The sequence below is a fragment of the Sinorhizobium kostiense genome (assembly GCF_017874595.1).
Taxonomy (GTDB): Bacteria; Pseudomonadota; Alphaproteobacteria; order Rhizobiales; family Rhizobiaceae; genus Sinorhizobium; species Sinorhizobium kostiense.
In genome coordinates, this window is the sequence record NZ_JAGILA010000002.1 from 1,095,393 (window position 1) to 1,117,852 (window position 22,460).

A 22,460-nucleotide genomic window follows, 5' to 3' on the forward strand; every position below is an offset into this window, starting at 1 on the left:
GCAGCAAGCCTTGATGGACGGAACAGAATGCGCAAATTGGTCGATAAGACGCTCGTCGTTGCGAGCCACAATGCCGGCAAGATCCGTGAAATCCGCGATTTGATCGGCCCGCTCGGGTTCGAGGCGAAATCGGCCGCGGATCTCAACTTCTCCGAACCGGAGGAGACCGGCGTCACGTTCGAGGAAAATGCGACGATCAAGGCGCTCGCCTCGGCAAAAGCCTCCGGCCTTCCGGCGCTCTCGGACGATTCCGGGCTCGCGGTCGATACACTCGGCGGAGCCCCCGGCATTTACACGGCGAACTGGGCCGAGCGCGAAGACGGCAGCCGCGATTTCGCCATGGCGATGGAGAAGGTCGAGACGGCGCTGCGCGAGAAGGGCGCCATGACGCCGGAAAGCCGCACAGCGCGTTTCGTTTCCGTGCTCTGCCTGGCCTGGCCCGACGGTCATGTCGAACTCTTCCGTGGCGAGGTCGAGGGCCATGTCGTCTGGCCGCCGCGCGGCACGAGCGGTTTCGGTTACGACCCGGTCTTCCAGCCCGACGGCTACGACACCACTTTCGGCGAGATGAGCGCGGAAGAAAAGCACGGCTGGAAGCCGGGCGACAGAGAGGCGCTGTCGCACCGTGCTCGTGCCTTCAAGCTATTCGCCGAGACCTGCCTCGGCGCCTGAGAAGGACATGAGTAAAAAGACTCCACTTACAACGATCGGTGACGTTACGGACCCCGGATTCGGGGTCTATGTCCACTGGCCGTTCTGCGCGGCCAAGTGCCCCTACTGCGATTTCAACAGCCATGTCCGCCACCAGCCGGTGGACCAGCCGCGTTTCGTCGAAGGTTTTCTCAGGGAGATGGCGGCCGTACGTGCGCTTTCCGGCCCTAGAACCGTGACAAGCATCTTCCTGGGCGGCGGCACGCCCTCCCTGATGGAGCCGGCAACTGTCGAGGCGATCCTCAACGGCATCGCCGGACACTGGCATATGCCGGACGACATCGAGATCACCATGGAGGCCAATCCCTCGAGCGTCGAGGCGACGCGCTTTTATGGATACCGGGCGGCGGGCGTCAATCGGGTCTCGCTCGGCGTCCAGGCGCTGAACAATCGCGACCTCAAATTCCTCGGTCGGCTGCACAATGTCGAGGATGCGCTGAAGGCGGTCAGGCTCGCGCGCGATATCTTCCCGCGCATGTCCTTCGACCTGATCTATGCCCGACCGGACCAGACTGTCGAAGATTGGGAGCGCGAGCTCAAGGAAGCGGTCTCCTATGCCGTCGATCACCTTTCGCTCTACCAGCTCACTATAGAGGAAGGCACGCCCTTCTACGGGCTGCACAAAGCCGGCAAGCTGATCGTCCCCGACGGAGAGCAATCGGCAGTGCTTTACGAAGCGACGCAGGAGATCACGGCGGCGATCGGCATGCCCGCCTATGAGGTTTCCAATCATGCGCAGCCAGGCGCGGAAAGCCGCCACAACCTCACCTATTGGCGCTATGGCGATTATGCGGGCATCGGTCCCGGCGCGCACGGACGCCTGTCCGTCGGAGCCGAGAAGGTGGCGACGGCAACGGAACGGAACCCCGAAGCATGGCTGCGGCTGGTCGAGGAGCGCGGCGACGGCATCGCCGAACGGGAGTTGCTCGATCCCGAAGCGCAGGCTGACGAGCTCCTGCTGATGGGGTTAAGGCTCCGGGAAGGCGTCGACCTTTCCCGCTGGCAGATGCTTTCCGGCCGCGATCCCGACCCGGATCGCGAGAGGTTCCTGATCGAGCACGGCTTCATCGAACGGCTCGGCAATTCGCGCCTTCGCTGCACGCCGGCCGGAATGCTGATCCTCGACTCCGTCGTGGCCGACCTCGCCTGCTGACGGGCAGGGCCGGCTGAGGCGGTGAGCGCCCACCGCGATTGCTTCTCACCGCACCCTCGGCCTCGCCTGAGAAGCGAGATGAGGCGAAGAAGAGGGCGCCGCAACTCCCCTCGCTCACCCTGCGCGGCTAGCACATGCGGTCTCCGCAGCAGCAGCAGCTGTGGGGCGGGCAGCCGGATCGGACAGCGCCGCGACGGGATAAGGAGCCGGGGATCGGCTCAACCCTCCTTCTTCACCGGTGCGACGATTGCCCACCTGATGCCGAACGGATCGCGGAGCTGGCCGTAATAGTCGCCCCAGAAGGCAATCTCCAGCGGCATCGTCACTTCCGCGCCAGCCGCGACCGCTCGCTTCCACCAGTGGTCCGCGTCGTCGACGACGAGATGGAGGACGTAGCCCTCCGGCGGCTTCCAAGGATGATCAAACTCCGGGAAAGGATCGCTCAGCATCAGCGCGCCGCCATTGACGGTCAAATGGCAATGGATGAGCCGCTTGCCGTCGTCGGCATATTTGCGGTGCTCTTCCTTAGCGCCGAAGGCGCGGCCATAGAATTCGGCGCTGGCATTGGCGTCCTCGACACTCAGATAGGCAATGACGCCGGCCATCGGCGGAGGCGACGGCGCGTCCCAGTCGACTTGGGACTTCGGGTCGAGATCGATCGCCGCCTTGAAGCTTCCATCCATGTAGAAGGGCACGGACTCGTGCTGATGCACAATCTTCCAGGTTCCGCCGGCGCGCCTCAGGCCGAGGGTCAGGCGGTACCAGAGGGCAGCCTTCCCGCCGTCCAGCTTTTCGCCGGAAAGATGGGTCAGGGCCGTGGCAAAGGCAACATCTTCACCTGCCGAAATCTCGACATCTTCGAGCCGAAAGCCGAGCGGCCCCTTCCAGGTAGCGAACCATCGCTCGAGCCCTTCCGAATCGCTGTCCGATGCCTTGAGCGGCGGCGCCAGCGAATAGACAAGGCAGTCCTCCGCACCCTGTGCGAGGACGCGGCCTGCATCCTTCCGGCGCATGGCCTCCGCCCAATCCTCAATGACCGCGCGAACGTCCGCAACGGCGGTTCTGCTCCCTATGTCGGACATGCTTCGTCTCCTTGTCTTGGTGGAAGCCGAAATCGTGGCGAGCGCGGCTCGCCCTCAAAGTCTGGTGACGAGAGCCGATAGCTGGTCGGCACATTGGCCCCAGCCCTCGTGAAAGCCCATTTTTTCGTGCGCCTCCTTGTCCTCCATGCTCCAGTGCCGGGCGCGGGCGGTGTAGCGGGTCTTGCCGCCTTCCTCCTCGAAGGTGAGAACCGCCGTCATGAAGGGCTTCTCGGCAGGCTTCCAGGCTTCCGTATAAGCATCGGTGATGACGAGCTTCTCGTTCGGAACGACCTCCAGATAGACGCCCTGATTGGGATAGAGCTCCCCCTCGGGCGATCGCATGACGAAACGATTGATGCCGCCGGGTCTGACATCCAGTTCCGCTTCCGTGATCGTCCACGGCAAGGGTGCGAACCATTGCTTCAGGAGTTCCGGGTCGGTGAAGGCGCGGTATACCTTCTCGCGTGGCGCATCGATCAGCCGGATCAGCACGAGATCGCGTTCGTCGGTCTTCGTGTCGGGCACAACGGTCATTTGGAATTCCTCCATGTTGGGTTCGATCCAAGGACGAAGGAAGGGGCCGGATGCCGACAGCGGTCAAATATTTTCTTAGGGCCGTTCTTCCGCGTGGGTCGGCTCGGTTTCGCCCGCCAGATGGTCGAGCTCTTTGCGGATGTAGGCGGCCTCCGCCGCGTTCGTGGCGAGCGCGATCGCCCGGTCGAAAGCGGCGCGGGCCTCGCGCCCGCGTTCCAATTGCTTGAGCAAGGCCCCCCGCAGGCCGTGATAATAGAAATAGCCGGAGAGCCTGTCGCCGAGCTGCTCGACGAGGGCGAGCGCCGCCTCCGGCCCTTCGCGCTTCGACACTGCGACTGCCCGGTTCAGGGTCACCACCGGCGATGGTTGCAGCCGTTCGAGCGCCTGGTAGAGCAGGTCGATCTCTTCCCAGTCGGTCAGCTCCGGCTGCTCCGCACGCGCGTGCAAGGCGGCGATCGCCGCCTGGATCTGGTAGGGACCGGGGCGGCGATGGCGCATGGCCTTTTCGATCATCGCCAGCGCCTCGGCGATCATCTGTCTGTTCCAGAGGCGCCGATCCTGATCCTCGAGCAGGACGATGCTGCCGTCGGCGTCGAACCGGGCGCGGGCACGCGAATGCTGGAGCAGGAGCAGCGCCGTCAGGCCCATGATCTCGGGCTCCGCCGGAAACAGCCGCAGAAGCAGTCGGGAAAGCCGGATCGCCTCGTCGCACAAATCGGCGGAAACGCCCTCGGGGCCGTTCATCGCCGAATAACCCTCGTTGAAGACGAGATAGATCATCGCCGCCACGGCGGCGAGCCGCTCTGCCCGATCGGCGGCGTCCGGCGTTTCAAAGGCAATGCCCGCGGCTGAGACACGCGCCTTGGCGCGGGTGATACGCTGCTCCATTGCCGCCTCGCTGACGAGGAAAGCGCGGGCGATCTGCCTGACCGACAGGCCGGAGACGATCCGGAGTGCGAGTGCTATCTGTTGCGTCGCCGGCAGGACCGGATTGCTGCAGACGAAGAGCAGCCGCAGTATGTCGTCGCGGTAGTGCGATCCGTCGAGGCGCTCCGCAAGCTCGCCTTCGTGATCTTCGAGGTCGGAAAGCAGTTCCTCAGGCGGGAGCGCCGTTTCGCGCGCCTGCCGGCGCACCTTGTCGATGCCGCTATTGCGGCCGACGAAGATCAGCCAGGCGGCCGCATCGCGCGGCGGCCCGTTCTTCGGCCAGGTCTTCAGCGCCCTGAGGCACGCCTCCTGGAAAGCTTCCTCCGCCTGGTCGAGATTGCGGAAATAGCGAAGAAGCGCACCCATGACCTGCGGCCGCGCCGAAATGAGTGCAAGATCGATCCAGGCGGTGTCGGTCATGAGGGTAGCTCACCGGGTTTGAAAAGAGCGAGGGGCCGGATCTCGTAGGAGCCGGAGCTCGGATTGGCCGTGCTGAGCTCGCGCGCGAAGTCGAGCGCCTCGTCGAGCGAGGCGCAATCGATCAGATAGAAGCCGAGCAATTGTTCCTTGGTTTCGGCGAAGGGGCCGTCGATGACGATCGTCTCGCCGACCTTGTGGCGCAGCGTCGTAGCCGCCGTGGTCGGCAGAAGGCGCGCAACCGGCCCAAGCTTGCCGGTTTCGACATATTTGCGCTGGACGGCAGTAAGGTCACGCATGACCCGGTCGTCCTCCTCCTTGCTCCAGGCACTGGTGACGCTTTCATCATTGTAGCAAAGCACGGCATAAAGCATCGGGAACTCTCCGCTCTGTCTGAAGACGAATGGAGAACGTGATAGCCGACAAAGCAAGGCGAAAGAAATATTTGGTGAGCTCTCTGCCTCAGATAGCGCGCGGGGCGGGAGGGCTTCCCCACGACCGAGCCATCCACCATGCCACAACAAAAGGCCCGGCAGAGCCGAGCCTTGTAACCTTCCGCTTACATAGACAATGCCCTACTCGTTGATCAGTCGCTTCAGGAGCTCGATCTCGTGGCTGAGCTTGGTATCGGCGGCGATCATTTCTTCGATTTTACGCACTGCATGCAGCACCGTCGTGTGGTCGCGACCGCCGAAACGCCGGCCGATCTCCGGAAAGGAGCGCGGCGTCAGGGTCTTGGAAAGATACATGGCGATCTGGCGCGGCTTGACGATAACGCGTGTGCGGCGATTGGAGACAAGTTCCTGGCGCGAGACGTTGTAGTGCTTTGCGACGACGCGCTGGATGTCCTCGATGCGGACGCGGCGCGGCTCGCCGGCGTTGACCAGATGGCCGAGCAGCTCGTCGACGCGCTCGATCGAAAGCTGCGGCTCGAAGGAGCGGCGGAAGAGAAGCTGGTTGAAGGCACCCTCGAGCTCGCGTCCGCTTGCCGTGACATTGCGGGCGACGTGCGAGAGGATTTCCGGAGGGATCTCGAGCGAGGCGTCGTCCTGGCGGGCGGCTTCGAGGCGGCGCTTCAGCATTTCGAGCCGCATCTCGTAATCCGGCCCTTCCATCTCGATCGCCACGCCCCCCTGGAGGCGGGAGCGCACGCGGCTGTCAAGCGATTCCAGTTCCCAGGGTGCGCGATCGGCCGCGACCACCACCTGCTTGGCGGAATCGAGCAGCATGTTCAAGAGATGGCAGAACTCGTGCTGGATCGACTTGCCCTGCAGGAACTGCATGTCGTCGATGATCAGGAGATCGATGTTGCGCAGCGATTCCTTGAGCGACAGCGCATCATTGTCGCGGATCGCAGTCGCGAAACGCCACATGAAATATTCGGCGGTCAAGTAGACGACCCGCGGCGCGCGGGCGCTTTGCAGGGCCGCGAGTGCGATCGCCTGGAGGAGATGGGTCTTGCCGAGGCCGACGCTCGAATGAATGAAGAGCGGATTAAAGCGCACGGCACCGGCACCGGCCTCAGCGATCGTGCGAGCGGCGGCAAGCGCCACGCGGTTTGACGCTCCTTCGACGAAACTGTCGAAGCAGTAGCGCTGATCGAGCGGCGAGCCGAAAAGCGGCGCCTGGGCCGGCTTCGGGGTGCTGGCGACCGCCGCTGCGGCAGAAACTGCGACAGGCGGCGGCGAGGCGGACCGACGGACCGGCGCCGGCGGTTCGGCTGCAGCTGGCGCCGTCTCTTCATGGGCGGAGGATCGCTGGCTGCGCGTTGCCGTGCGCACCAGAATTTCCACCTTCAGGATCTCGCCGTCCTCCTGTTGGAAGAGGCCAGTGATGAGATCGAGATAGCGGTTGTTGATCCAGGATTTAAGAAACGTCGTGGGCACCGACAAGCGAACGACGCTCTTCGATACGGAATGAAGCTTGAGACGCCCGAACCAGCTGGCGAAAACATCCGGACCGACCTGGGCTTTCAGACGCGCACTTACCCGCTCGAACAGTGCGTCATGCCGCATGTCGTGTTTTTCCCCCGCCGCGTGAGACTGATTGCCGGCCTGAAATCCTTCAGGTGCCGTCGCCATATTCATCATGTTGCCGCCTTCCAATTCCATTCTCCGACGCCGTCATTGCTGCCGGCTTCATCTCTAATACCCGCCTGCCGCGGCCGCCTCGAAAGGCCATGCCGTTTCCTCGGGCGCCCCTGTCACACCGGTGCGGGTTCCTCATAATCCCGCCACGATGCGCTACTGCGCGCATTCGCCTTTCCAGTGCGAATGTCCCCCGCGCCGCTTTATCCCGTTCCAGCGGTCACCTGGGGCCACCTGGAACCTTTCCTCTTCACGGCTGCGCCGCACCCTCGTACGAAGCGGTGCAAACCGGTATCTCTACCTCCTTCAGATCGACGCAGAACAGTTTGGGCTCACGCCCGGAACACAACTTAAGGTCGAAATATTCCTATCCCGACACGAAGGCTCGTTCGGCTTTCACTACTCGACTTGTCTGATGAGTGACGTGGAGTTACCCCGCCACAGGGAACAGGAAAGCCGAAGCCATCTCTCGGAAATGACCCCAAAACATTCCTGATACGGGTTTGGTCCGTGTCCCCTGTGGCAGCCATTTAGGCAGGATCGGACGGCAAGATCAATCGGGTTTTTTACCGCGCGTTAAACGCGGCCGGTTGACTCTCGGGCGCCGTTTTGCATGGGGTTTTCCGAGTCTTGAAAGAATCGCTTTTGAATCAAGGGTTTTGTTTTTCTGAGTTCTTGCTTAGCTGGCAAAAAAGTAAAAAAATAAAAATTCGCTTGACTCGCCTAGCAGGCGATACGTGCGCCAGGAGACACGTCCAGGCCAGGACATCCTCCGACAAACCTTTGAATTTCCTCAACAAATAATGTCACGACGTTGCCACAATGTCGCAGGGCGAGGTTAACCATGACCGTGACGAAATCAAGAATCAGAAGAGCCCAGCGCAACACGCCAGGCTCTTCATAAATGGATTTTTATTTAGCCGGCTTAGGCCGAAAGCGCCTTCACGCGCTGGGCCAGACGAGAGACCTTGCGCGATGCGGTGTTGGCATGCACCACGCCCTTGGTGGCGGCTCGCATCAGTTCGGGCTGAGCCGCCTTGAGGGCGGCGGCGGCGGCGGCCTGATCTCCGGATGCGATCGCCTCTTCAACCTTGCGGACGAAGCTGCGGACGCGCGAACGACGGGCCTTGTTCACTGCGGTACGGCGTGCGATCTTGCGGGTCGCCTTTTTCGCCGAAGTTGTATTGGCCATTGATGCCTCTCTTCGAAAACTGACATGAACTCCGCCTTCGCCGTGCCGGGTCACTGCGACCTGTCATCCAAGCAATTCGGGAGCATTCTCGGAAAGCCTGCGTGAGGCGTTCCAGACTGAGGGCGGCGTATAGCGGGAAACCGCTCCCGCGTCAACGCGCAAATTGCGAAAAGCTTGCCTTGCCTCACCTCATCTGTGTTTGAATTCGGCCTTGCGCTTGGCGACGAAGGCGGCCATCCCTTCCTTCTGATCGTCGGTGGCGAAAAGCGACTGGAAAAGCCGACGCTCGAAACGCAGGCCCTCGGCGAGCGTCACCTCGAGCGAGCGGTTGACCGCCTCCTTCGCCATCATCACAGCCGGCAGCGAGAAGGAGGCGATTTTCTCGGCCGCCCCGAACGCCTCGTGCATCAGCTTGTCCGGCGCGACGACTCGGGCGACGAGCCCCGCCCGTTCGGCCTCGGCCGCATCCATCATGCGGCCGGTCAGGATGAGATCCATGGCCTTGGCCTTGCCGACGGCGCGAGCAAGGCGCTGCGACCCGCCCATACCCGGAATGACCCCGAGAGTGATTTCCGGCTGACCGAATTTCGCGGTTTCCGAGGCGATGATGAAGTCGCACATCATCGCGAGCTCGCAGCCTCCGCCAAGTGCAAAACCGGACACGGCCGCGATCATCGGCTTGCGGGCGCCGGCAACGTGCTCCCAGCCGCCGAGGAAATCGCCGAGATAGCTTCCAGTGAAATCGAGCGCTTGCATCTCCTTGATGTCGGCGCCGGCAGCAAAGGCCTTTTCCGAGCCGGTGATGACGATCGCCCCGACATTTCCATCCGCATCGAAGGCTTTCAAAGCCACGTCGAGTTCGCGCATCAGCACGGAGTTCAGGGCGTTGAGCGCCTGAGGGCGGTTTAGGGTTATCACACCCACCCGCCCGCGCGTTTCGACCAGCAGGGTGTCGTAACTCATTCTCGTGTCCTCCATTCAACGGCTATTTTTGGCAGCGCGGGCAATAAAAGGTCGAGCGCCCCGCCTGAACGATGCGGGCGACGGTACCGCCACAGCCCGGCGTGCGGCAAGCCTCGCCCTCGCGGTCGTAGACGGAAAAGGCATGCTGGAAATAGCCGAGGCTGCCGTCGGCCTGTATATGGTCCTTGAGCGAGGAGCCGCCGGCAGCGATCGCGTCGGCAATCACTGCCCGGATTGCCTCCACCAGGAGAAGAAGAGGCTTTCTCGCGCCGCCGCGCTTGTCGACCAGCGTGCCCGCTGGCCTTACCGGCGCGAGGCGGGCGCGCCAGAGCGCCTCGCACACATAGATATTGCCGAGGCCCGCGATCGTCCTTTGGTCGAGAAGAGCGGCTTTCAACGGCTGCGCCTTGCCGTCAAAGCGCGCCGCAAGGTAAGCGGCGTCGAGCGCATTGCCCGTCGGCTCCTCGCCGAGCTCTCGGAAGAAGGCGTGTTCGGCGATAGCCTCACGCCGCGCCAGATCCATGAAACCGAAGCGGCGAGGGTCGTTATAGATCACCCGCGCCGGGCCGGCATGCGCGTCGAGATGGAAGACCACGTGATCGTGCTTTTCATCCTTGCCACGCAGGGCATGGAAGCCGTCGCGTGCGGTGGGAGCCCCGGCCTCGATCCGGAACGAGCCGGACATGCCGAGATGGGCGATGATTACATCGCCACCCTCGAGATCGATCATCAGATATTTGGCGCGCCGCGACAGGGAGAGGATGCGGCGGCCGGAAACAGCGGCGGCGAAGTCATCGGGGAAGGGAAAGCGCAGATCCGGCCGGCGCAGTTCGGCGCGCACCAGAAGCGCCCCCTCCATCGTTGGCGCCAATCCGCGCTTTACCGTTTCGACCTCGGGCAATTCCGGCATCGGCCGTCTTCCTTTATCCCTCTGTTCATTCCGCCCGCGGACATGCATTCCCATCTCGGGAGCGATGACCTATAGGTGCGCTATGCCGCAGCCGAACTCTCTCGCTGAGATAGCGCGGATCGGCCGATTTCGCTATGGTGCCGGCGCATTGGGTTGAAGTGGAGTTTTTTGATGACGGGCGAGCGCGTATCGACGAATGGCGGGATGGAGACCTCTTTCGGTTTCCACGAAGTCGGCGCGGGCGAAAAGCAGCCGCTCGTCAACGATGTCTTCCACAGGGTCGCCAAGCGCTACGACGTCATGAACGACGTAATGTCGGCGGGGCTCCATCGGGTCTGGAAGGATGCGATGATCGCCGCGCTCAATCCGCCGCGGCGAGAAGACTACCGGGTGCTCGATGTCGCCGGCGGCACCGGCGACATCGCCTTCCGTATCGTGGAGGCGTCGGCCCGCCGAGCGCATGCGACGGTGCTCGACATCAATGGATCGATGCTCGCCGTCGGCGCCGAACGCGCCCGCAAGAGAGGGCTCACCGCCAATCTGGAATTCGTCGAGGCCAATGCCGAGGACCTGCCTTTCGCCGACAATTCCTTTGACGCCTATACGATCGCCTTCGGCATCCGCAACGTGCCGCGCATCGAGGTGGCGCTGAAGGAAGCCTATCGGGTGCTGAAGCGCGGCGGCCGGCTCCTCGTCCTCGAGTTTTCCGAGGTCGAGATGCCGCTGCTCGACCGCTTCTATGATGCCTGGTCCTTCCACGCGATTCCGAAGTTCGGCAAGCTTATAACCGGCGACGACGCGCCCTATCAGTATCTGGTCGAGTCGATCCGGAAATTCCCGAACCAGCGTGATTTTGCCACCATGATCCGCGACGCGGGCTTCTCGCGGGTCTCGTTCACCAACTATACCGGCGGGATCGCGGCGCTGCATTCCGGATGGAAAATCTGACCGCATGAGCACGCCCGGAGCATATTTCCGTCTCGTGCGGATCGGCTGGGTGCTCGCGCGCGAAGGCGTGTTTTCGGCGATCCCTTCCGAGCACCTTCCCCCGTCCGCCCGCCTCGCGCAGAAGCTCGTAAGCCTGCTTGCCCGCCGCAAGGCTCGGTTCGAGGAGCGCAGCGGCCGGCTTGCCCGCGCCGTCGAGCGGCTCGGCCCCTCCTATGTCAAGATCGGCCAGTTCCTGGCGACGCGACCGGACGTCGTCGGCGCGGAAATCGCCGCCGATCTGTCGCTGCTGCAGGACCGGATGGAGACCTTTCCGCACCACGCAGCCAAGGCAGCGATCGAAGATTCGCTCGGCCGCAGCGTCGAAGCGCTCTTCGTCGAATTTTCCGAGCCGCTGGCGGCCGCGTCGATCGCCCAGGTGCACCATGCCATTGTGATGCGCGACGGCCGGCGGGAGCGGGTGGCGGTCAAGGTGATTCGACCCGGCGTGCGCCAGCGCTTCGCCGCCGACATCGAGGCGATGTACCTCGTTTCCCGCATGCAGGAGCGCTTCCTTGCCTATACGCGGCGGCTGAAGCCTGTGGAGGTGACTCGAACCCTCGAGCAGACGACCAAGATCGAGATGGACCTGCGGTTGGAAGCGGCAGCGCTTTCGGAACTCGCCGAGAATACGAAGGAGGACTCCGGCTTCCGGGTCCCCAGGGTCGACTGGGAGCGCACCGGGCGCGACGTCGTCACGATGGAATGGATCGACGGCATCAAGATGTCGGATATCGCAGGGCTGAAGGCCGCCGGCTATGACCTCGACAGGCTTGCCGAGACGCTGATCCAGTCCTTGCTGCGGCACACCTTGCGCGACGGCTTCTTCCACGCCGACATGCACCAGGGGAACCTGTTCGTCGACGAGGCGGGCCACATCGTCGCCGTCGACATGGGCATCGTCGGCCGGCTCGGCAAGAAAGAACGCCGCTTCCTCGCCGAGATCCTCTACGGCTTCATCACGCGTGACTACCAGCGCGTCGCCGACGTGCACTTCGAGGCCGGCTACGTGCCGTCCCATCACGATGCCGCAAGCTTCGCCCAGGCGATCCGCGCCATCGGGGAGCCGATCCACGGCCAGCCCGCCGAGACGATCTCGATGGCGAAGCTCTTGACGCTGCTTTTCGAGGTGACCGAACTCTTCGACATGCAGACGCGGCCGGAACTCGTGATGCTGCAAAAGACGATGGTCGTCGTCGAGGGCGTCGCGCGCACGCTCAATCCGCGCTTCAACATGTGGCGGGCCTCGGAGCCGGTTGTCGGCAAATGGATCCGCGACAATCTCGGCCCCAAGCGCGTCGTCTCCGATCTGCGCGACGGCCTGCACGCGGCGCTCCGCGTTGCCGAAGCCGTCCCGGAAATCGCCGCCCGCACGGAGCGCTTCTCGAACGACATCATGGCGATGAGCGAAAAGGGCCTGCGTTTCGATGCGGCAACCGCCGAAGCGATCGGCAAGGCGGAAGCGCGCCATACGCGCTCGGGCCGCGTCGCGCTCTGGGTGATCGCGGCCGCGCTCGTTTATATCGCATGGCGGTTGGTCTGAGCGCCTAGCTCTCCCGCCGCTGGCGCGGCGAGAGGGCCGGAGGCACGCCGCTTGCGCTCTAGGTTCCAGCACTCTGGTTGCCGCATTAAATCGGTTCCGCTTCGAGACCTCATGCAGTAGGGTCGCGGGAAGAACGGGAGCGGCGACTAGCCGGAAGCGGAATGACACTGTCGGGCAGGCGTATCCTTCTCATCATCTCCGGCGGGATCGCGGCCTATAAAAGCCTCGACCTCATCCGGCGGCTCCGCGAGCGCGGCGCAACGGTCCTACCCGTGATGACCGCGGGGGCGCAGCAATTCGTGACGCCGCTTGCCGTCGGGGCGCTTTCCGCATCCCATGTCTTCACCGATCTCTTCTCGCGCGAGGACGAGCAGGACGTCGGGCATATCCGGCTCGCGCGCGACTGCGATCTCGTCGTCATCGCCCCCGCAACGGCTGATCTGATGGCGAAGATGGCCAATGGCCATGCGGACGACCTCGCCTCGACGATCCTACTGGCGACCGACCGGCCGGTGCTCGTCGCGCCGGCGATGAACCCCAGGATGTGGATGCATCCGGCGACGCGCCGCAACCGGTCGACGCTCGTAGGCGACGGGATCCGCTTCGTCGGGCCCGCCTCGGGAGAAATGGCCGAAAGCGGCGAGGCCGGCGAAGGCCGGATGGCGGAACCAATGGAAATCGTCGCCGCTGCAGAGGAATTGCTGAGCGGGGCAAAGCCGCTTGCCGGGCGAAAGGCGATCGTCACCTCCGGGCCGACGCACGAGCCGATCGATCCGGTTCGCTATATCGCCAACCGCTCCTCCGGCAAGCAGGGCCATGCGATTGCGGCGGCGCTCGCCCGGTTCGGGGCTGATGTTACGCTCGTCTCCGGGCCGGTGACGATCCCCGATCCCGCCGGCGTGCGCGTCGTCCGGGTCGAGCGTGCCGAGGAGATGCGCGATCAGGTGCTCGCCGCGCTCCCGGCCGATATTGCCGTGATGGTGGCGGCGGTCGCCGACTGGCGTGTCGCCTCTGCCGCCGGCAACAAGATAAAGAAACGGCCGGGCGAAGCCCCTCCCCCGCTGCATCTCACCGAGAACCCGGACATACTGAAGATCATCGGGCATCATCAGGCTCGTCCAAAACTGGTGATCGGCTTTGCCGCGGAAACGGAGAATGTCGCCGAGAACGGCCGCGCGAAACTCGAGAAGAAGGGCGCCGATTACATTCTGGCGAACGACGTTTCGCCTGCGACCGGCATCATGGGCGGCGACCGCAATCGAGTGAGGCTGATCGGGCGCGAGGGCATTGAGGAGTGGCTGGAGATGGGCAAGGACGAGGTTGCCGAGAAGCTGGCGGCGCTGATTGCTGAAAACCTTGCAGCCGACCTGCCATGACGAAAACCTGCTGCGGCAGAATGTTTCCCTTCAACCGGGAAGGCACTAGGTGAGTTGCAGGTCGCTTCCGGCAGCCCTCGAAAACGGCGCGACGGCCGGTGACTCGCCAGACGGAATGTCAGCTGCGCCGAAAAGGCGCACGTCGACGCCGTTTTCGCCGACGATGACAGCGGAACCGTCCGGTATTTCTGCCCAGGCATTGTCGTCGTTGAGGGGCTCCGAAACCAGGCAGTAACCGCCATCCGCCCCCATGGGCGCGGCGTAAAGCGTCGGGGCTTTTCGGTCGGAGGCATAGCGGACTGCATAAAGATCCTCGCCGTTGGAAAACGCGGCGGTAAATCGAACGAGCACCGGACGAGCCATATGCGCGGCCAACCGCTCGACGAAGCCGAGCGTTTCGGCCACCGCACCAAGCGGATCACGGTCGAGGCCGAATTGCAGCGCCAGCAGGAAAAGCAGCTCCGAATCCGTGGTGCCGGTGCGCGCGGCATAAAGCTCGTCCTCGAGCATGTTCTCCATCGACCGGCGCAGATGCTCGAAATCGCCGATCTGCCCGTTGTGCATGAAGCACCAGCGACCATGGACGAAGGGGTGGCAATTGTCACGCCGCGTGCCGCCGCCGGTCGCCGCACGAACATGGGCGAGGAACAGGCGCGAGCGGATCTGCCTGGCAATGCTTTTCAGGTTGCAGTCGGACCAGGCGGGCAGGATGTCGCGATAGCGGCCCGGTTCAGGACGATCACCATACCAGGCGATGCCGAAGCCGTCGCCATTGGTCGCCGTCTTGGCACGGGTCGCGCAATGAGACTGTTCGATCAACGAGTGTGCCGGCGACGTGACAAGTTCTTCAAGATAGAGCGGTTCTCCACGATAGGCTGCCCAACGGCACATGCGTCAATCACTCCGGGCCTGCGGATATCGGTCAATCCACGCGTTCATTCCCATTGGACGGGCCAATTGGAGCGGGCCCATTGGAGCGGGATGCGAACGAAACCCGCCGCATAGTTTCCTCGGCCTGCTTGCTGCGATTCGTCAACCAGGGTGGCGCCATATTCCAACGGAACATGGTAAAAATGCGTTAACGATTCCGGCTCTGCGTGATGTCACCGGACAAGCTGGAGCATCGCTGGGCCTGAAAGCGGCATTTTTCGAACAAACATTCCATATTGACAAATTTCGTACAGATCATTTCATTCCCAATGATCAAGGCGAATGCTCGGGAGGAGAACATGGGCGACAAACGCAGATTGGGGATCGGCCTGATCGGCACGGGCTTCATGGGCAAGGCTCACGCACTCGGCTTCACGATTGCGGCGCGGGTTTTCGACCTGCCGTTCGAATTGGATCTGGTTTCCGTGGCGGACGTGACCGCCGAAAGCGCCGAGGCTGCACGGGCGCGGCTTGGCTTTCGCAAGGCGACCGCCGATTGGCGCGAGCTTCTGACCGATCCCACTATCGACGTCATCGATATCACCACGCCGAACCTGCTGCACAAGGAGATGACGCTCGCGGCCATCGCCCACGGAAAACACGTCTATTGTGAAAAGCCGCTGGCACCGACGGTCGCCGACTGCGCCGAGATGGTTGCGGCCGCTGAGAGGGCCGGCGTTGTCACTCAGGTCGGTTTCAACTACCTGAAAAACCCACTGATCTTCCTTGCGAAGGACATCATCGAAAGCGGCGAGATCGGCGAAGTCCGCTCGTTCCGCGGCGTTCACGCGGAAGATTTCATGGCGGATGCCAGCATTCCGTGGGCATGGCGCCTCGATCCTCGCAGCGGCGGCGGCGCGCTCGCCGATATCGGCAGCCATATCATCGCCTGCATGCGCCACCTCGTCGGCCCTATCAAGTCCGTTCTCGCCGAGACCGTCATCCATATCCCCGAACGTCCCGTCGCGCGCGGAGCGGTCGAGACGCGCGCCGTCGAAGTGGACGACATTGCCCGCGCCTTCGTCCGCTTCGAAAGCGGCGCGAGCGGCAGCTTCGAGGCAAGCTGGATCGCTACCGGCCGCAAGATGCAGCACGATTTCGAGATCTACGGTTCCAAAGGCAGCATCATCTTCACCCAGGAACGATTGAACGAAATCAGGGTCTATTACGCCGGCGACGTCGTCCGTAGCCGCGGATTCCGCACCATCTGGGCGGGACCGGAACACCCGCCCTACGGCGCATTCTGCGTGGCGCCCGGCCACCAGATCGGCTTCAACGACCTGAAGGCGATCGAGGTCAACGAGTTCCTGGAGGCCATCGCCACAGGTGGGCGGCCCTGCACGGATTTCCGCGAGGGCTACGAGGTGCAAAAGGTGCTTTCCGCCGCTTACCGGTCTGCCCGTACGAATGAATGGGTGGACATCGGCTGATCCGCGACGCAGCGGCGGAAAATCCCGCGAAATGGAACGTTCGTTCTATCGTGACGGACCCTATTCAATTAGAGTGAGGCGAACGGAACACGAGCAGGCCAAAACGTCCGGAGACGCTTGAACGATGCCAACGCCAGAGATGCCAACGCCAGAGTCGACCACCGAGGCTCCCCAGGATTTCGAGGCGCTGAAGGCCGTCATTCTCGAGCGCAAGGCGCAATTGCCGAAGCGTCTGAAACAGGTAGCGGCCTATTCGCTCGACCATCCGGACGAGATCGCCTTCGGCACGGCGGCAAGCATCGCGACCTCCGCCGATGTCCAGCCTTCCACACTCGTGCGCTTCGCCCAGCATTTCGGCTTCGAAGGCTTTTCGAGCCTGCAGCAGATCTTTCGCGCGCGCCTGCGCGAGCGCACGCCCGGTTACGAGGATCGGCTGAAGGCGTTGCGCGGCAATGACCATGCTACGCTCGAAAGCGGCTCCATCTTCAACGGCTTCGTTGCGGCCGCCCACCGGTCGCTCGACAACGTCGCGAGAGCAATCCATCCGGAGGCTTTTGAAAAGGCCGTCGACATTCTCGCCAAGGCGGACACGATCTTTCTCATCGCCAAGCGCCGCTCCTACCCGATCTCCAGCTATATGGCCTATGCCTTCGGCAAGCTCCGGGTGAAGTACCAGCATGTGGGCACGGCCGCCGGCATTGATGATGATCTGCTGGCGATGGCGACGAAGCAGGACGCCGCCTTCGCTGTCAGCTTCTCACCCTACGCCTCGGAAAGCGCAGCCCAGGCCCGCTTTCTCGCCAACCGCAAGGTGCCGGTCGTCTCGCTGACCGACTCTGCCTTCTCGCCGCTCGCGGAGTCTTCAAAGGTGTGGTTCGAGCTGGTCGAGGCCGACCATGCCGGCTTCCGTTCGCTTTCCGCCAGCATGGCATTTGCCATGGCGCTGACCGTGGCGATCGCCGAGAAACGCCGACGGCAAGGGGACAGCGGCGGCTCATAGAACGAAAATTCCATATTGACGAAATGACGGAATTTATGTTTCATGACCACATCGCCCATGACAAAAGGATAACTGTCGGCGCCGGCACGGCGTCCGCAGGGAGGAAGCAGTGAGCCAGGTTCCATCGGCCCGAATTCCGTCGACGCAGGGCGCCAAGCCCCTCGACATCATCACAATCGGCAGAGCCTCGGTCGACCTTTACGGCCAGCAGATCGGCACCCGGCTCGAAGACGTGTCAAGCTTTGCCAAATCGGTCGGCGGCTGCCCCTGCAACATCTCCGTCGGCACGGCGCGCCTCGGTCTCAAATCGGCGCTGCTGACGCGAGTCGGCGACGAGCAGATGGGCCGCTTCATCCGCGAGCAGCTTCAGCGCGAAGGCGTGGAAACCCGCGGCATGGTGACCGATCCGGAACGGCTGACGGCGCTTGCGATCCTCGCGGTCGAGAACGAGAAATCCTTTCCGCTGCTTTTCTACCGCGACAATTGCGCCGACAACGCTCTGTGCGAAGACGATATTTCGGAAGAGTTCATCCGCTCCGCCCGGGCGATCCTCGTCACCGGCACGCATTTCTCCAAGCCGAATACCGACGCCGCGCAGCGCAAGGCGATGCGTATCGCCAAGGAGAGCGGCGCCAGGATCGTCTTCGACATCGACTATCGCCCGAACCTCTGGGGCCTTGCGGGCCACGATGCGGGCGAGAGCCGTTACATCGCGTCGGATCGCGTTTCGGCGCATTTGAAGACCGTGCTCGGCGATTGCGACCTGATCGTCGGCACCGAGGAGGAGGTTCTGATCGCGTCGGGCGAGGGCGATCTCCTCAAGGCGCTGAAAACCATCCGCACGCTTTCCAACGCCACGATCGTTTTAAAGCGCGGTCCGATGGGCTGCATCGTCTACGACGGGCCGATTTCAGACAACCTCGAAGACGGCATCGTTGGCAAGGGCTTCCCGATCGAGGTCTATAATGTGCTCGGCGCCGGCGATGCCTTCATGTCCGGTTTCCTGCGCGGCTGGCTCACCGGCGAGCCGCATGCGACATCCGCCACCTGGGCCAACGCCTGCGGTGCCTTCGCGGTCTCGCGCCTGCTCTGTGCTCCGGAAATCCCGACCTGGGTCGAGCTGCAATATTTCCTCGAGCACGGCAGCAAGGAGAAGGCGCTGCGCAAGGACGAGGCGATTAACCACGTCCATTGGGCGACGACACGCCGGCGCGACATCCCGCTTCTAATGGCGCTCGCGATCGACCATCGCAGCCAGCTCGAGGATATTGCCGAGGGCAATCCGGACCTGCTGGCGCGCATTCCGGCCTTCAAAGCGCTCGCCGTCAAGGCGGCGGCCGAAGTCGCCGCCGGGCGGCCCGGCTTCGGCATGCTGATCGACGACAAGTATGGCCGCGATGCGCTCTTCGCAGCCGGCGCCTATCGCGATTTCTGGATCGGCAAACCGATCGAGCTACCGGGCTCGCGGCCGTTGCAGTTCGAGTTCGGCCAGGACCTCGGCAGCCGCCTCATCGATTGGCCCGTCGACCATTGCATCAAGGTGCTCGCCTTCTTCCATCCGGACGACCCGACCGAGCTCAAGGCCGCCCAGATCGCCAAGCTGCGCTCGGCCTTCGAGGCGGCGCGCAAGGTAGGCCGCGAGATCCTGATCGAAATCATCGCCGGCAAACACGGCCCGCTCGACGACCAGACCATTCCGCGCGCGCTCAACGAGCTTTATGATGCGGGACTGAAGCCCGACTGGTGGAAGCTGGAACCGCAGGCAAGCCGCGGCGCCTGGGCCGCCATCGACGCCGTGATCGAGAAGCGCGATCCGCTCTGCCGGGGGGTTGTGCTCCTCGGCCTGGAGGCGCCCTACGAGGTGCTGAAGGACGGCTTTGCCGCCGCAAGGACATCGAAGATGGTGAAGGGCTTCGCGGTCGGCCGGACGATCTTCGCGGACGCCGCAAAGACCTGGCTCACCGGCTCGATGACCGACGAGGAGGCCATTGCCGACATGGCCGCGAAATTCAAAGCGCTGGTGGACCTCTGGCTGCGATTAGGTGAAACCAAGGCTGCATAGGTAAAAACAGCCGACGAGGCGGATGAGGTATGGTGCGAAGCGGCTCCCACCCGCATCGCGCTTTGGCCATGAAATTCGACAGTCTGTTGGCGGCATCAAACAAAGAGGGGCGGGAATCCGCCACCAGGAGGAAACAAAATGAGCCAGAAAACCGTGCGCCTGACCATGGCACAGGCCGTGGCCCGGTTCCTTACGCGGCAGCTGACCGATATCGATGGAGAGCGGGTGCCGATCTTCGGCGGCGTTTTCGCGATCTTCGGCCATGGTAATGTCGCCGGCGTCGGCGAGGCGCTTTATGCCGTGCGCGAAACCCTGCCGACCTATCGCGCCCAGAACGAGCAAGGCATGGCCAATGCCGCCATTGCCTTCGCCAAGGCGAGCTTCCGGCGCCGCTTCATGGCGTGCACCTCCTCGATCGGCCCCGGCGCGCTCAACATGGTGACCTCGGCGGCGCTCGCCCATGTCAACCGTCTGCCCGTCCTGTTCCTGCCCGGCGACGTCTTCGCCAACCGGCGGCCCGACCCGGTGCTGCAGCAGGTGGAAGGCTTTGGCGACGGCACGATTTCGGCCAACGACTGTTTCCGCCCCGTCTCGCGTTACTTCGACCGCATCACCCGCCCCGAACAGATCATCCCGGCACTCCGTCGCGCGATGCAGGTGCTGACCGATCCGGCCGACTGCGGGCCAGTGACGCTCTCGCTCTGCCAGGACGTCCAGGCCGAGGCCTACGACTATCCGGAATCCTTCTTCGACGAGAAGGTCTGGGTGCCGCGCCGGATCGAGCCCGATCGCGACGAACTCGCCGCGGCGATCAAAATGCTCAAAGAGGCGAAGAAGCCGATCATAATTGCCGGCGGCGGCGTACTCTATTCGGAAGCGAGCGCCGAACTCGCGACTTTCGCCGATAAGCATGGCATTCCGGTCGTCGAGACGCAGGCCGGCAAGTCCTCGCTGCCGCATTCGCATCCGCTCAACATGGGCTCGGTCGGCGTCACCGGCACCTCGGCGTCGAACAGTCTTGCGGAGGAGACCGACATGGTGCTCGCCGTCGGGTCGCGGCTGCAGGACTTCACGACCGGCTCCTGGGCGCTTTTCAAGAATGACGAATTAAAGATCGTCGGCCTCAACGTCCAACTCTTCGATGCCGGCAAGCACAATGGTCTACCGCTGATCTCGGACGCGCGCGTCGGTCTGAAGCGGATATCGGCCGGGCTGGGCGATCACAAGGCCGACAGCGGCTGGACCGAAAAAGCCAAGGCGGGCAAGGCCGAATGGCTGGTGGCGGCCGACAAGGCAACCGCCACAACGAATGCTGAACTTCCCTCCGATGCCCAGGTGATCGGCGCGGTCCAGCGCGCCCGCGGCGGCCCAAAGTCGACGCTCGTCTGTGCAGCCGGCGGCCTGCCCGGGGAATTGCACAAACTGTGGCAGGCCGAAGAGCCCGGCGGCTACCACATGGAATACGGTTTCTCGACCATGGGCTATGAAGTGGCCGGCGGCCTCGGCGTCAAGCTCGCCCGGCCGGAGCGCGACGTGATCGTTATGGTCGGCGACGGCAGCTACATGATGCTGAACTCCGAGATTGCCTCCTCGATCATGCTCGGCGCGAAGTTCACCATCGTGCTCCTGGACAATGCCGGCTATGGCTGCATCAACCGGCTGCAGATGGAAACCGGCGGTGCCAACTTCAACAATCTGCTCAGGGACACCCATCACGTGGAACTGCCGCAGATCGATTTCGCTGCGCATGCCGCCGCGATGGGCGCCGTCACCCGCAAGGTCGGCTCGATTCCCGAACTGGAGACAGCACTCGCGGAAACGGCAGATGAAGCGCGCACGACCGTGATCGTCATCGATACCGACCCGCTGATCACGACGGAAGCCGGTGGCCATTGGTGGGACGTCGCGGTTCCGGAAGTTTCAGAGCGTGAGCAGGTGAAGACGGCACGCCAGGGCTATGAGAAGGCGCTGCAGTCGCAACGCTTTGGCTGAGCATAGGCAGGCCCTCACCCTTACCCTCTCCCGACGCGGGGAAAGGAGCTGCGAGGGTGCGGCATATCCTTCTCCCCGCGAGCGGGGAGAAGGTGGCGGTCCACCCTCCGCAGCTGCTGCGGAGGACGGGCAGCCGGATGAGGGGCTGGTCCGCCCCATCAAACACCAGATCACAAACCATCCGCCCCGACGCGGATGATTCAATGGGAAATGAAGAACCATGATCCGCTATGGAACCAACCCGATTGCCTGGAGCAATGACGACGACCATTCGATCGGAGCGCATCTGACGCTGGAGGATTGCCTTTCCGATTGCCAGAAGATCGGTTTCGACGGCATCGAGAAGGGCCATAAGATGCCCTCCGATCCGAATGCACTGAAGCAGAAGCTCGCTTCTTACGACCTCGTTTTCGTGTCCGGGTGGCACTCCACCAATCTTCTCACCCATGACGTCGAGGTCGAGAAGAACGCGATTCAGCCGCATCTGGACCTCTTGAAGCACAATGGCTGCAAAGTGGCGATCGTTTGCGAGACCTCGAACGCCATTCACGGAGACGACTCGAAGTCGCTCGTCGGGAACAAGCCGGTCCTGCCGGCCGATCAGTGGAAGAAGTTCGGCGCCGACCTCGAGGCGATAGCTGAATATTGCGCCGACCAGGGCATCGATCTCGTCTACCACCACCACATGGGCACGATCGTCCAGACCGGCGAGGAGATCGACCTCCTGATGCAAAATACCGGTCCTGCGACCAAGCTGCTGCTCGACACCGGCCATGCGTGGTTCGGCGGTTCCGATCCGGCGGAAGTTGCCCGCAAATACATGGGCCGCGTCCGCCACATTCATTGCAAGAACGTCCGGCCGGCGATCCGCGAAGTCGTCGAGAATGAAGGCCTCTCCTTCCTCGAAGGCGTACGCCGCGGCGTTTTCACCGTTCCCGGCGACCCCGAAGGCGGCGTCGATTTCCTGCCGGTGCTGAAAATTGCGGCCGAACACGGCTATGATGGCTGGCTGGTGATTGAGGCCGAACAGGATTCGGCCGTGCGCAACCCGTTCGAATACCAGTCGCTGGGGCTGAAATCGCTGAGGGCGTTCGCGAAGGAAGCTGGGCTGGACAAGTAGCCGCTCAATTAGGCGGTCGGCATGCCCCTCATCCTGCTGCCGCCACC

At 63.2% G+C, this 22,460-nt stretch carries 19 protein-coding genes; 10 read left to right on the forward strand and 9 right to left on the reverse strand.

The genetic code is table 11. The features are described 5' to 3' along the window. The first annotated feature begins 27 nt into the window (after positions 1-27). Both rdgB and hemW read left to right on the forward strand, forming a co-directional pair. Positions 28-672, forward strand: a complete 645-nt coding sequence (gene rdgB, locus J2Z31_RS11605) for an RdgB/HAM1 family non-canonical purine NTP pyrophosphatase (protein ID WP_209602031.1) — start codon at positions 28-30, stop codon at positions 670-672. A gap of 7 nt (positions 673-679) precedes the next feature. Further along, positions 680-1,864 carry a radical SAM family heme chaperone HemW gene (gene hemW / locus J2Z31_RS11610; RefSeq protein ID WP_209602032.1) on the forward strand — a complete coding sequence of 395 codons (1,185 nt, stop codon included), beginning with the start codon at positions 680-682 and terminating at the stop codon, positions 1,862-1,864. Positions 1,865-2,082: 218 nt separating this feature from the next. Here the strand turns inward: hemW and J2Z31_RS11615 are convergent, their stop codons facing one another. The 8 genes from J2Z31_RS11615 to mutM all read right to left on the reverse strand — a co-directional run bounded on the left by J2Z31_RS11615 (position 2,083) and on the right by mutM (position 9,976). Then, the gene (locus J2Z31_RS11615) at positions 2,083-2,946 is read right to left on the reverse strand and encodes a nuclear transport factor 2 family protein (RefSeq protein WP_209602033.1); all 864 of its coding nucleotides are present in this window, start codon (positions 2,944-2,946) and stop codon (positions 2,083-2,085) included. Between the two features lie 54 nt (positions 2,947-3,000). After that, positions 3,001-3,480: an SRPBCC family protein gene (locus J2Z31_RS11620; RefSeq protein WP_209602034.1), complete on the reverse strand. Its 480-nt coding sequence runs from the start codon at positions 3,478-3,480 to the stop codon at positions 3,001-3,003. Positions 3,481-3,555: 75 nt separating this feature from the next. Further along, complete coding sequence (locus J2Z31_RS11625; RefSeq protein ID WP_209602035.1) at positions 3,556-4,827, reverse strand: RNA polymerase sigma factor; 1,272 nt, start codon at positions 4,825-4,827, stop codon at positions 3,556-3,558. Then, positions 4,824-5,198, reverse strand: coding sequence for a YciI family protein (locus J2Z31_RS11630; RefSeq protein WP_209602036.1), 375 nt, complete (start codon positions 5,196-5,198; stop codon positions 4,824-4,826). Before J2Z31_RS11630 ends, J2Z31_RS11625 begins: the two co-directional genes overlap by 4 nt. Positions 5,199-5,399: 201 nt before the next feature. Continuing rightward, positions 5,400-6,839, reverse strand: a complete 1,440-nt coding sequence (gene dnaA, locus J2Z31_RS11635; protein WP_408022031.1) for a chromosomal replication initiator protein DnaA — start codon at positions 6,837-6,839, stop codon at positions 5,400-5,402. Positions 6,840-7,836: 997 nt separating this feature from the next. Continuing rightward, positions 7,837-8,103: a 30S ribosomal protein S20 gene (gene rpsT / locus J2Z31_RS11640; protein ID WP_209602037.1), complete on the reverse strand. Its 267-nt coding sequence runs from the start codon at positions 8,101-8,103 to the stop codon at positions 7,837-7,839. A gap of 189 nt (positions 8,104-8,292) precedes the next feature. Then, a complete protein-coding gene (locus J2Z31_RS11645) occupies positions 8,293-9,066 on the reverse strand; it encodes an enoyl-CoA hydratase (RefSeq protein WP_209602038.1) in 774 nt (257 codons plus the stop codon). A gap of 22 nt (positions 9,067-9,088) precedes the next feature. Beyond that, the gene (gene mutM / locus J2Z31_RS11650) at positions 9,089-9,976 is read right to left on the reverse strand and encodes a bifunctional DNA-formamidopyrimidine glycosylase/DNA-(apurinic or apyrimidinic site) lyase (protein ID WP_209602039.1); all 888 of its coding nucleotides are present in this window, start codon (positions 9,974-9,976) and stop codon (positions 9,089-9,091) included. 171 nt (positions 9,977-10,147) lie between these two features. Between mutM and ubiE the strand changes: the two genes are divergently transcribed. From ubiE to coaBC, 3 genes are all read left to right on the forward strand, one after another. After that, positions 10,148-10,924, forward strand: coding sequence for a bifunctional demethylmenaquinone methyltransferase/2-methoxy-6-polyprenyl-1,4-benzoquinol methylase UbiE (gene ubiE, locus J2Z31_RS11655; protein ID WP_209602040.1), 777 nt, complete (start codon positions 10,148-10,150; stop codon positions 10,922-10,924). A 4-nt stretch (positions 10,925-10,928) separates the two neighbouring features. Next, positions 10,929-12,503 (forward strand): 2-polyprenylphenol 6-hydroxylase, encoded by a 1,575-nt coding sequence (gene ubiB, locus J2Z31_RS11660; RefSeq protein WP_209602041.1) that lies wholly within the window; start codon positions 10,929-10,931, stop codon positions 12,501-12,503. Positions 12,504-12,664: 161 nt separating this feature from the next. Further along, complete coding sequence (gene coaBC / locus J2Z31_RS11665) at positions 12,665-13,879, forward strand: bifunctional phosphopantothenoylcysteine decarboxylase/phosphopantothenate--cysteine ligase CoaBC (protein ID WP_209602042.1); 1,215 nt, start codon at positions 12,665-12,667, stop codon at positions 13,877-13,879. Between the two features lie 45 nt (positions 13,880-13,924). On the opposite strand, the gene J2Z31_RS11670 is transcribed toward coaBC, so the two are convergent. Further along, a complete protein-coding gene (locus J2Z31_RS11670) occupies positions 13,925-14,770 on the reverse strand; it encodes a class II glutamine amidotransferase (protein ID WP_209602043.1) in 846 nt (281 codons plus the stop codon). Between the two features lie 338 nt (positions 14,771-15,108). Here J2Z31_RS11670 and J2Z31_RS11675 point away from each other — a divergent pair, with 338 nt between their 5' ends. From J2Z31_RS11675 to iolE, 5 genes are all read left to right on the forward strand, one after another. Next, positions 15,109-16,239, forward strand: coding sequence for a Gfo/Idh/MocA family protein (locus J2Z31_RS11675; RefSeq protein WP_209602044.1), 1,131 nt, complete (start codon positions 15,109-15,111; stop codon positions 16,237-16,239). Positions 16,240-16,378: 139 nt separating this feature from the next. Beyond that, positions 16,379-17,239, forward strand: a complete 861-nt coding sequence (locus J2Z31_RS11680) for a MurR/RpiR family transcriptional regulator (protein WP_209602302.1) — start codon at positions 16,379-16,381, stop codon at positions 17,237-17,239. A gap of 109 nt (positions 17,240-17,348) precedes the next feature. Then, positions 17,349-19,301, forward strand: a complete 1,953-nt coding sequence (locus J2Z31_RS11685; RefSeq protein ID WP_209602045.1) for a bifunctional 5-dehydro-2-deoxygluconokinase/5-dehydro-2-deoxyphosphogluconate aldolase — start codon at positions 17,349-17,351, stop codon at positions 19,299-19,301. Positions 19,302-19,439: 138 nt separating this feature from the next. Beyond that, complete coding sequence (gene iolD, locus J2Z31_RS11690) at positions 19,440-21,293, forward strand: 3D-(3,5/4)-trihydroxycyclohexane-1,2-dione acylhydrolase (decyclizing) (protein ID WP_209602046.1); 1,854 nt, start codon at positions 19,440-19,442, stop codon at positions 21,291-21,293. Positions 21,294-21,513: 220 nt separating this feature from the next. Next, complete coding sequence (iolE, locus tag J2Z31_RS11695; protein WP_209602047.1) at positions 21,514-22,413, forward strand: myo-inosose-2 dehydratase; 900 nt, start codon at positions 21,514-21,516, stop codon at positions 22,411-22,413. Positions 22,414-22,460 lie beyond the last annotated feature (47 nt).

What these genes read in the sequence shown, in the direction of transcription:
- ubiB (WP_209602041.1), top strand. Translation starts at nt 10,929, where the DNA reads ATGAGCACGCCCGGAGCATATTTCCGTCTCGTGCGGATCGGCTGGGTG.
- J2Z31_RS11670 (WP_209602043.1), bottom strand. Translation starts at nt 14,770, where the DNA reads ATGTGCCGTTGGGCAGCCTATCGTGGAGAACCGCTCTATCTTGAAGAA.
- hemW (WP_209602032.1), top strand. Translation starts at nt 680, where the DNA reads ATGAGTAAAAAGACTCCACTTACAACGATCGGTGACGTTACGGACCCC.
- J2Z31_RS11630 (WP_209602036.1), bottom strand. Translation starts at nt 5,198, where the DNA reads ATGCTTTATGCCGTGCTTTGCTACAATGATGAAAGCGTCACCAGTGCC.
- coaBC (WP_209602042.1), top strand. Translation starts at nt 12,665, where the DNA reads ATGACACTGTCGGGCAGGCGTATCCTTCTCATCATCTCCGGCGGGATC.
- iolD (WP_209602046.1), top strand. Translation starts at nt 19,440, where the DNA reads ATGAGCCAGAAAACCGTGCGCCTGACCATGGCACAGGCCGTGGCCCGG.
- J2Z31_RS11615 (WP_209602033.1), bottom strand. Translation starts at nt 2,946, where the DNA reads ATGTCCGACATAGGGAGCAGAACCGCCGTTGCGGACGTTCGCGCGGTC.
- J2Z31_RS11675 (WP_209602044.1), top strand. Translation starts at nt 15,109, where the DNA reads ATGGGCGACAAACGCAGATTGGGGATCGGCCTGATCGGCACGGGCTTC.
- rdgB (WP_209602031.1), top strand. Translation starts at nt 28, where the DNA reads ATGCGCAAATTGGTCGATAAGACGCTCGTCGTTGCGAGCCACAATGCC.
- J2Z31_RS11645 (WP_209602038.1), bottom strand. Translation starts at nt 9,066, where the DNA reads ATGAGTTACGACACCCTGCTGGTCGAAACGCGCGGGCGGGTGGGTGTG.
- mutM (WP_209602039.1), bottom strand. Translation starts at nt 9,976, where the DNA reads ATGCCGGAATTGCCCGAGGTCGAAACGGTAAAGCGCGGATTGGCGCCA.
- J2Z31_RS11680 (WP_209602302.1), top strand. Translation starts at nt 16,379, where the DNA reads ATGCCAACGCCAGAGTCGACCACCGAGGCTCCCCAGGATTTCGAGGCG.
- iolE (WP_209602047.1), top strand. Translation starts at nt 21,514, where the DNA reads ATGATCCGCTATGGAACCAACCCGATTGCCTGGAGCAATGACGACGAC.
- rpsT (WP_209602037.1), bottom strand. Translation starts at nt 8,103, where the DNA reads ATGGCCAATACAACTTCGGCGAAAAAGGCGACCCGCAAGATCGCACGC.
- dnaA (WP_408022031.1), bottom strand. Translation starts at nt 6,839, where the DNA reads ATGCGGCATGACGCACTGTTCGAGCGGGTAAGTGCGCGTCTGAAAGCC.
- J2Z31_RS11620 (WP_209602034.1), bottom strand. Translation starts at nt 3,480, where the DNA reads ATGACCGTTGTGCCCGACACGAAGACCGACGAACGCGATCTCGTGCTG.
- J2Z31_RS11625 (WP_209602035.1), bottom strand. Translation starts at nt 4,827, where the DNA reads ATGACCGACACCGCCTGGATCGATCTTGCACTCATTTCGGCGCGGCCG.
- ubiE (WP_209602040.1), top strand. Translation starts at nt 10,148, where the DNA reads ATGACGGGCGAGCGCGTATCGACGAATGGCGGGATGGAGACCTCTTTC.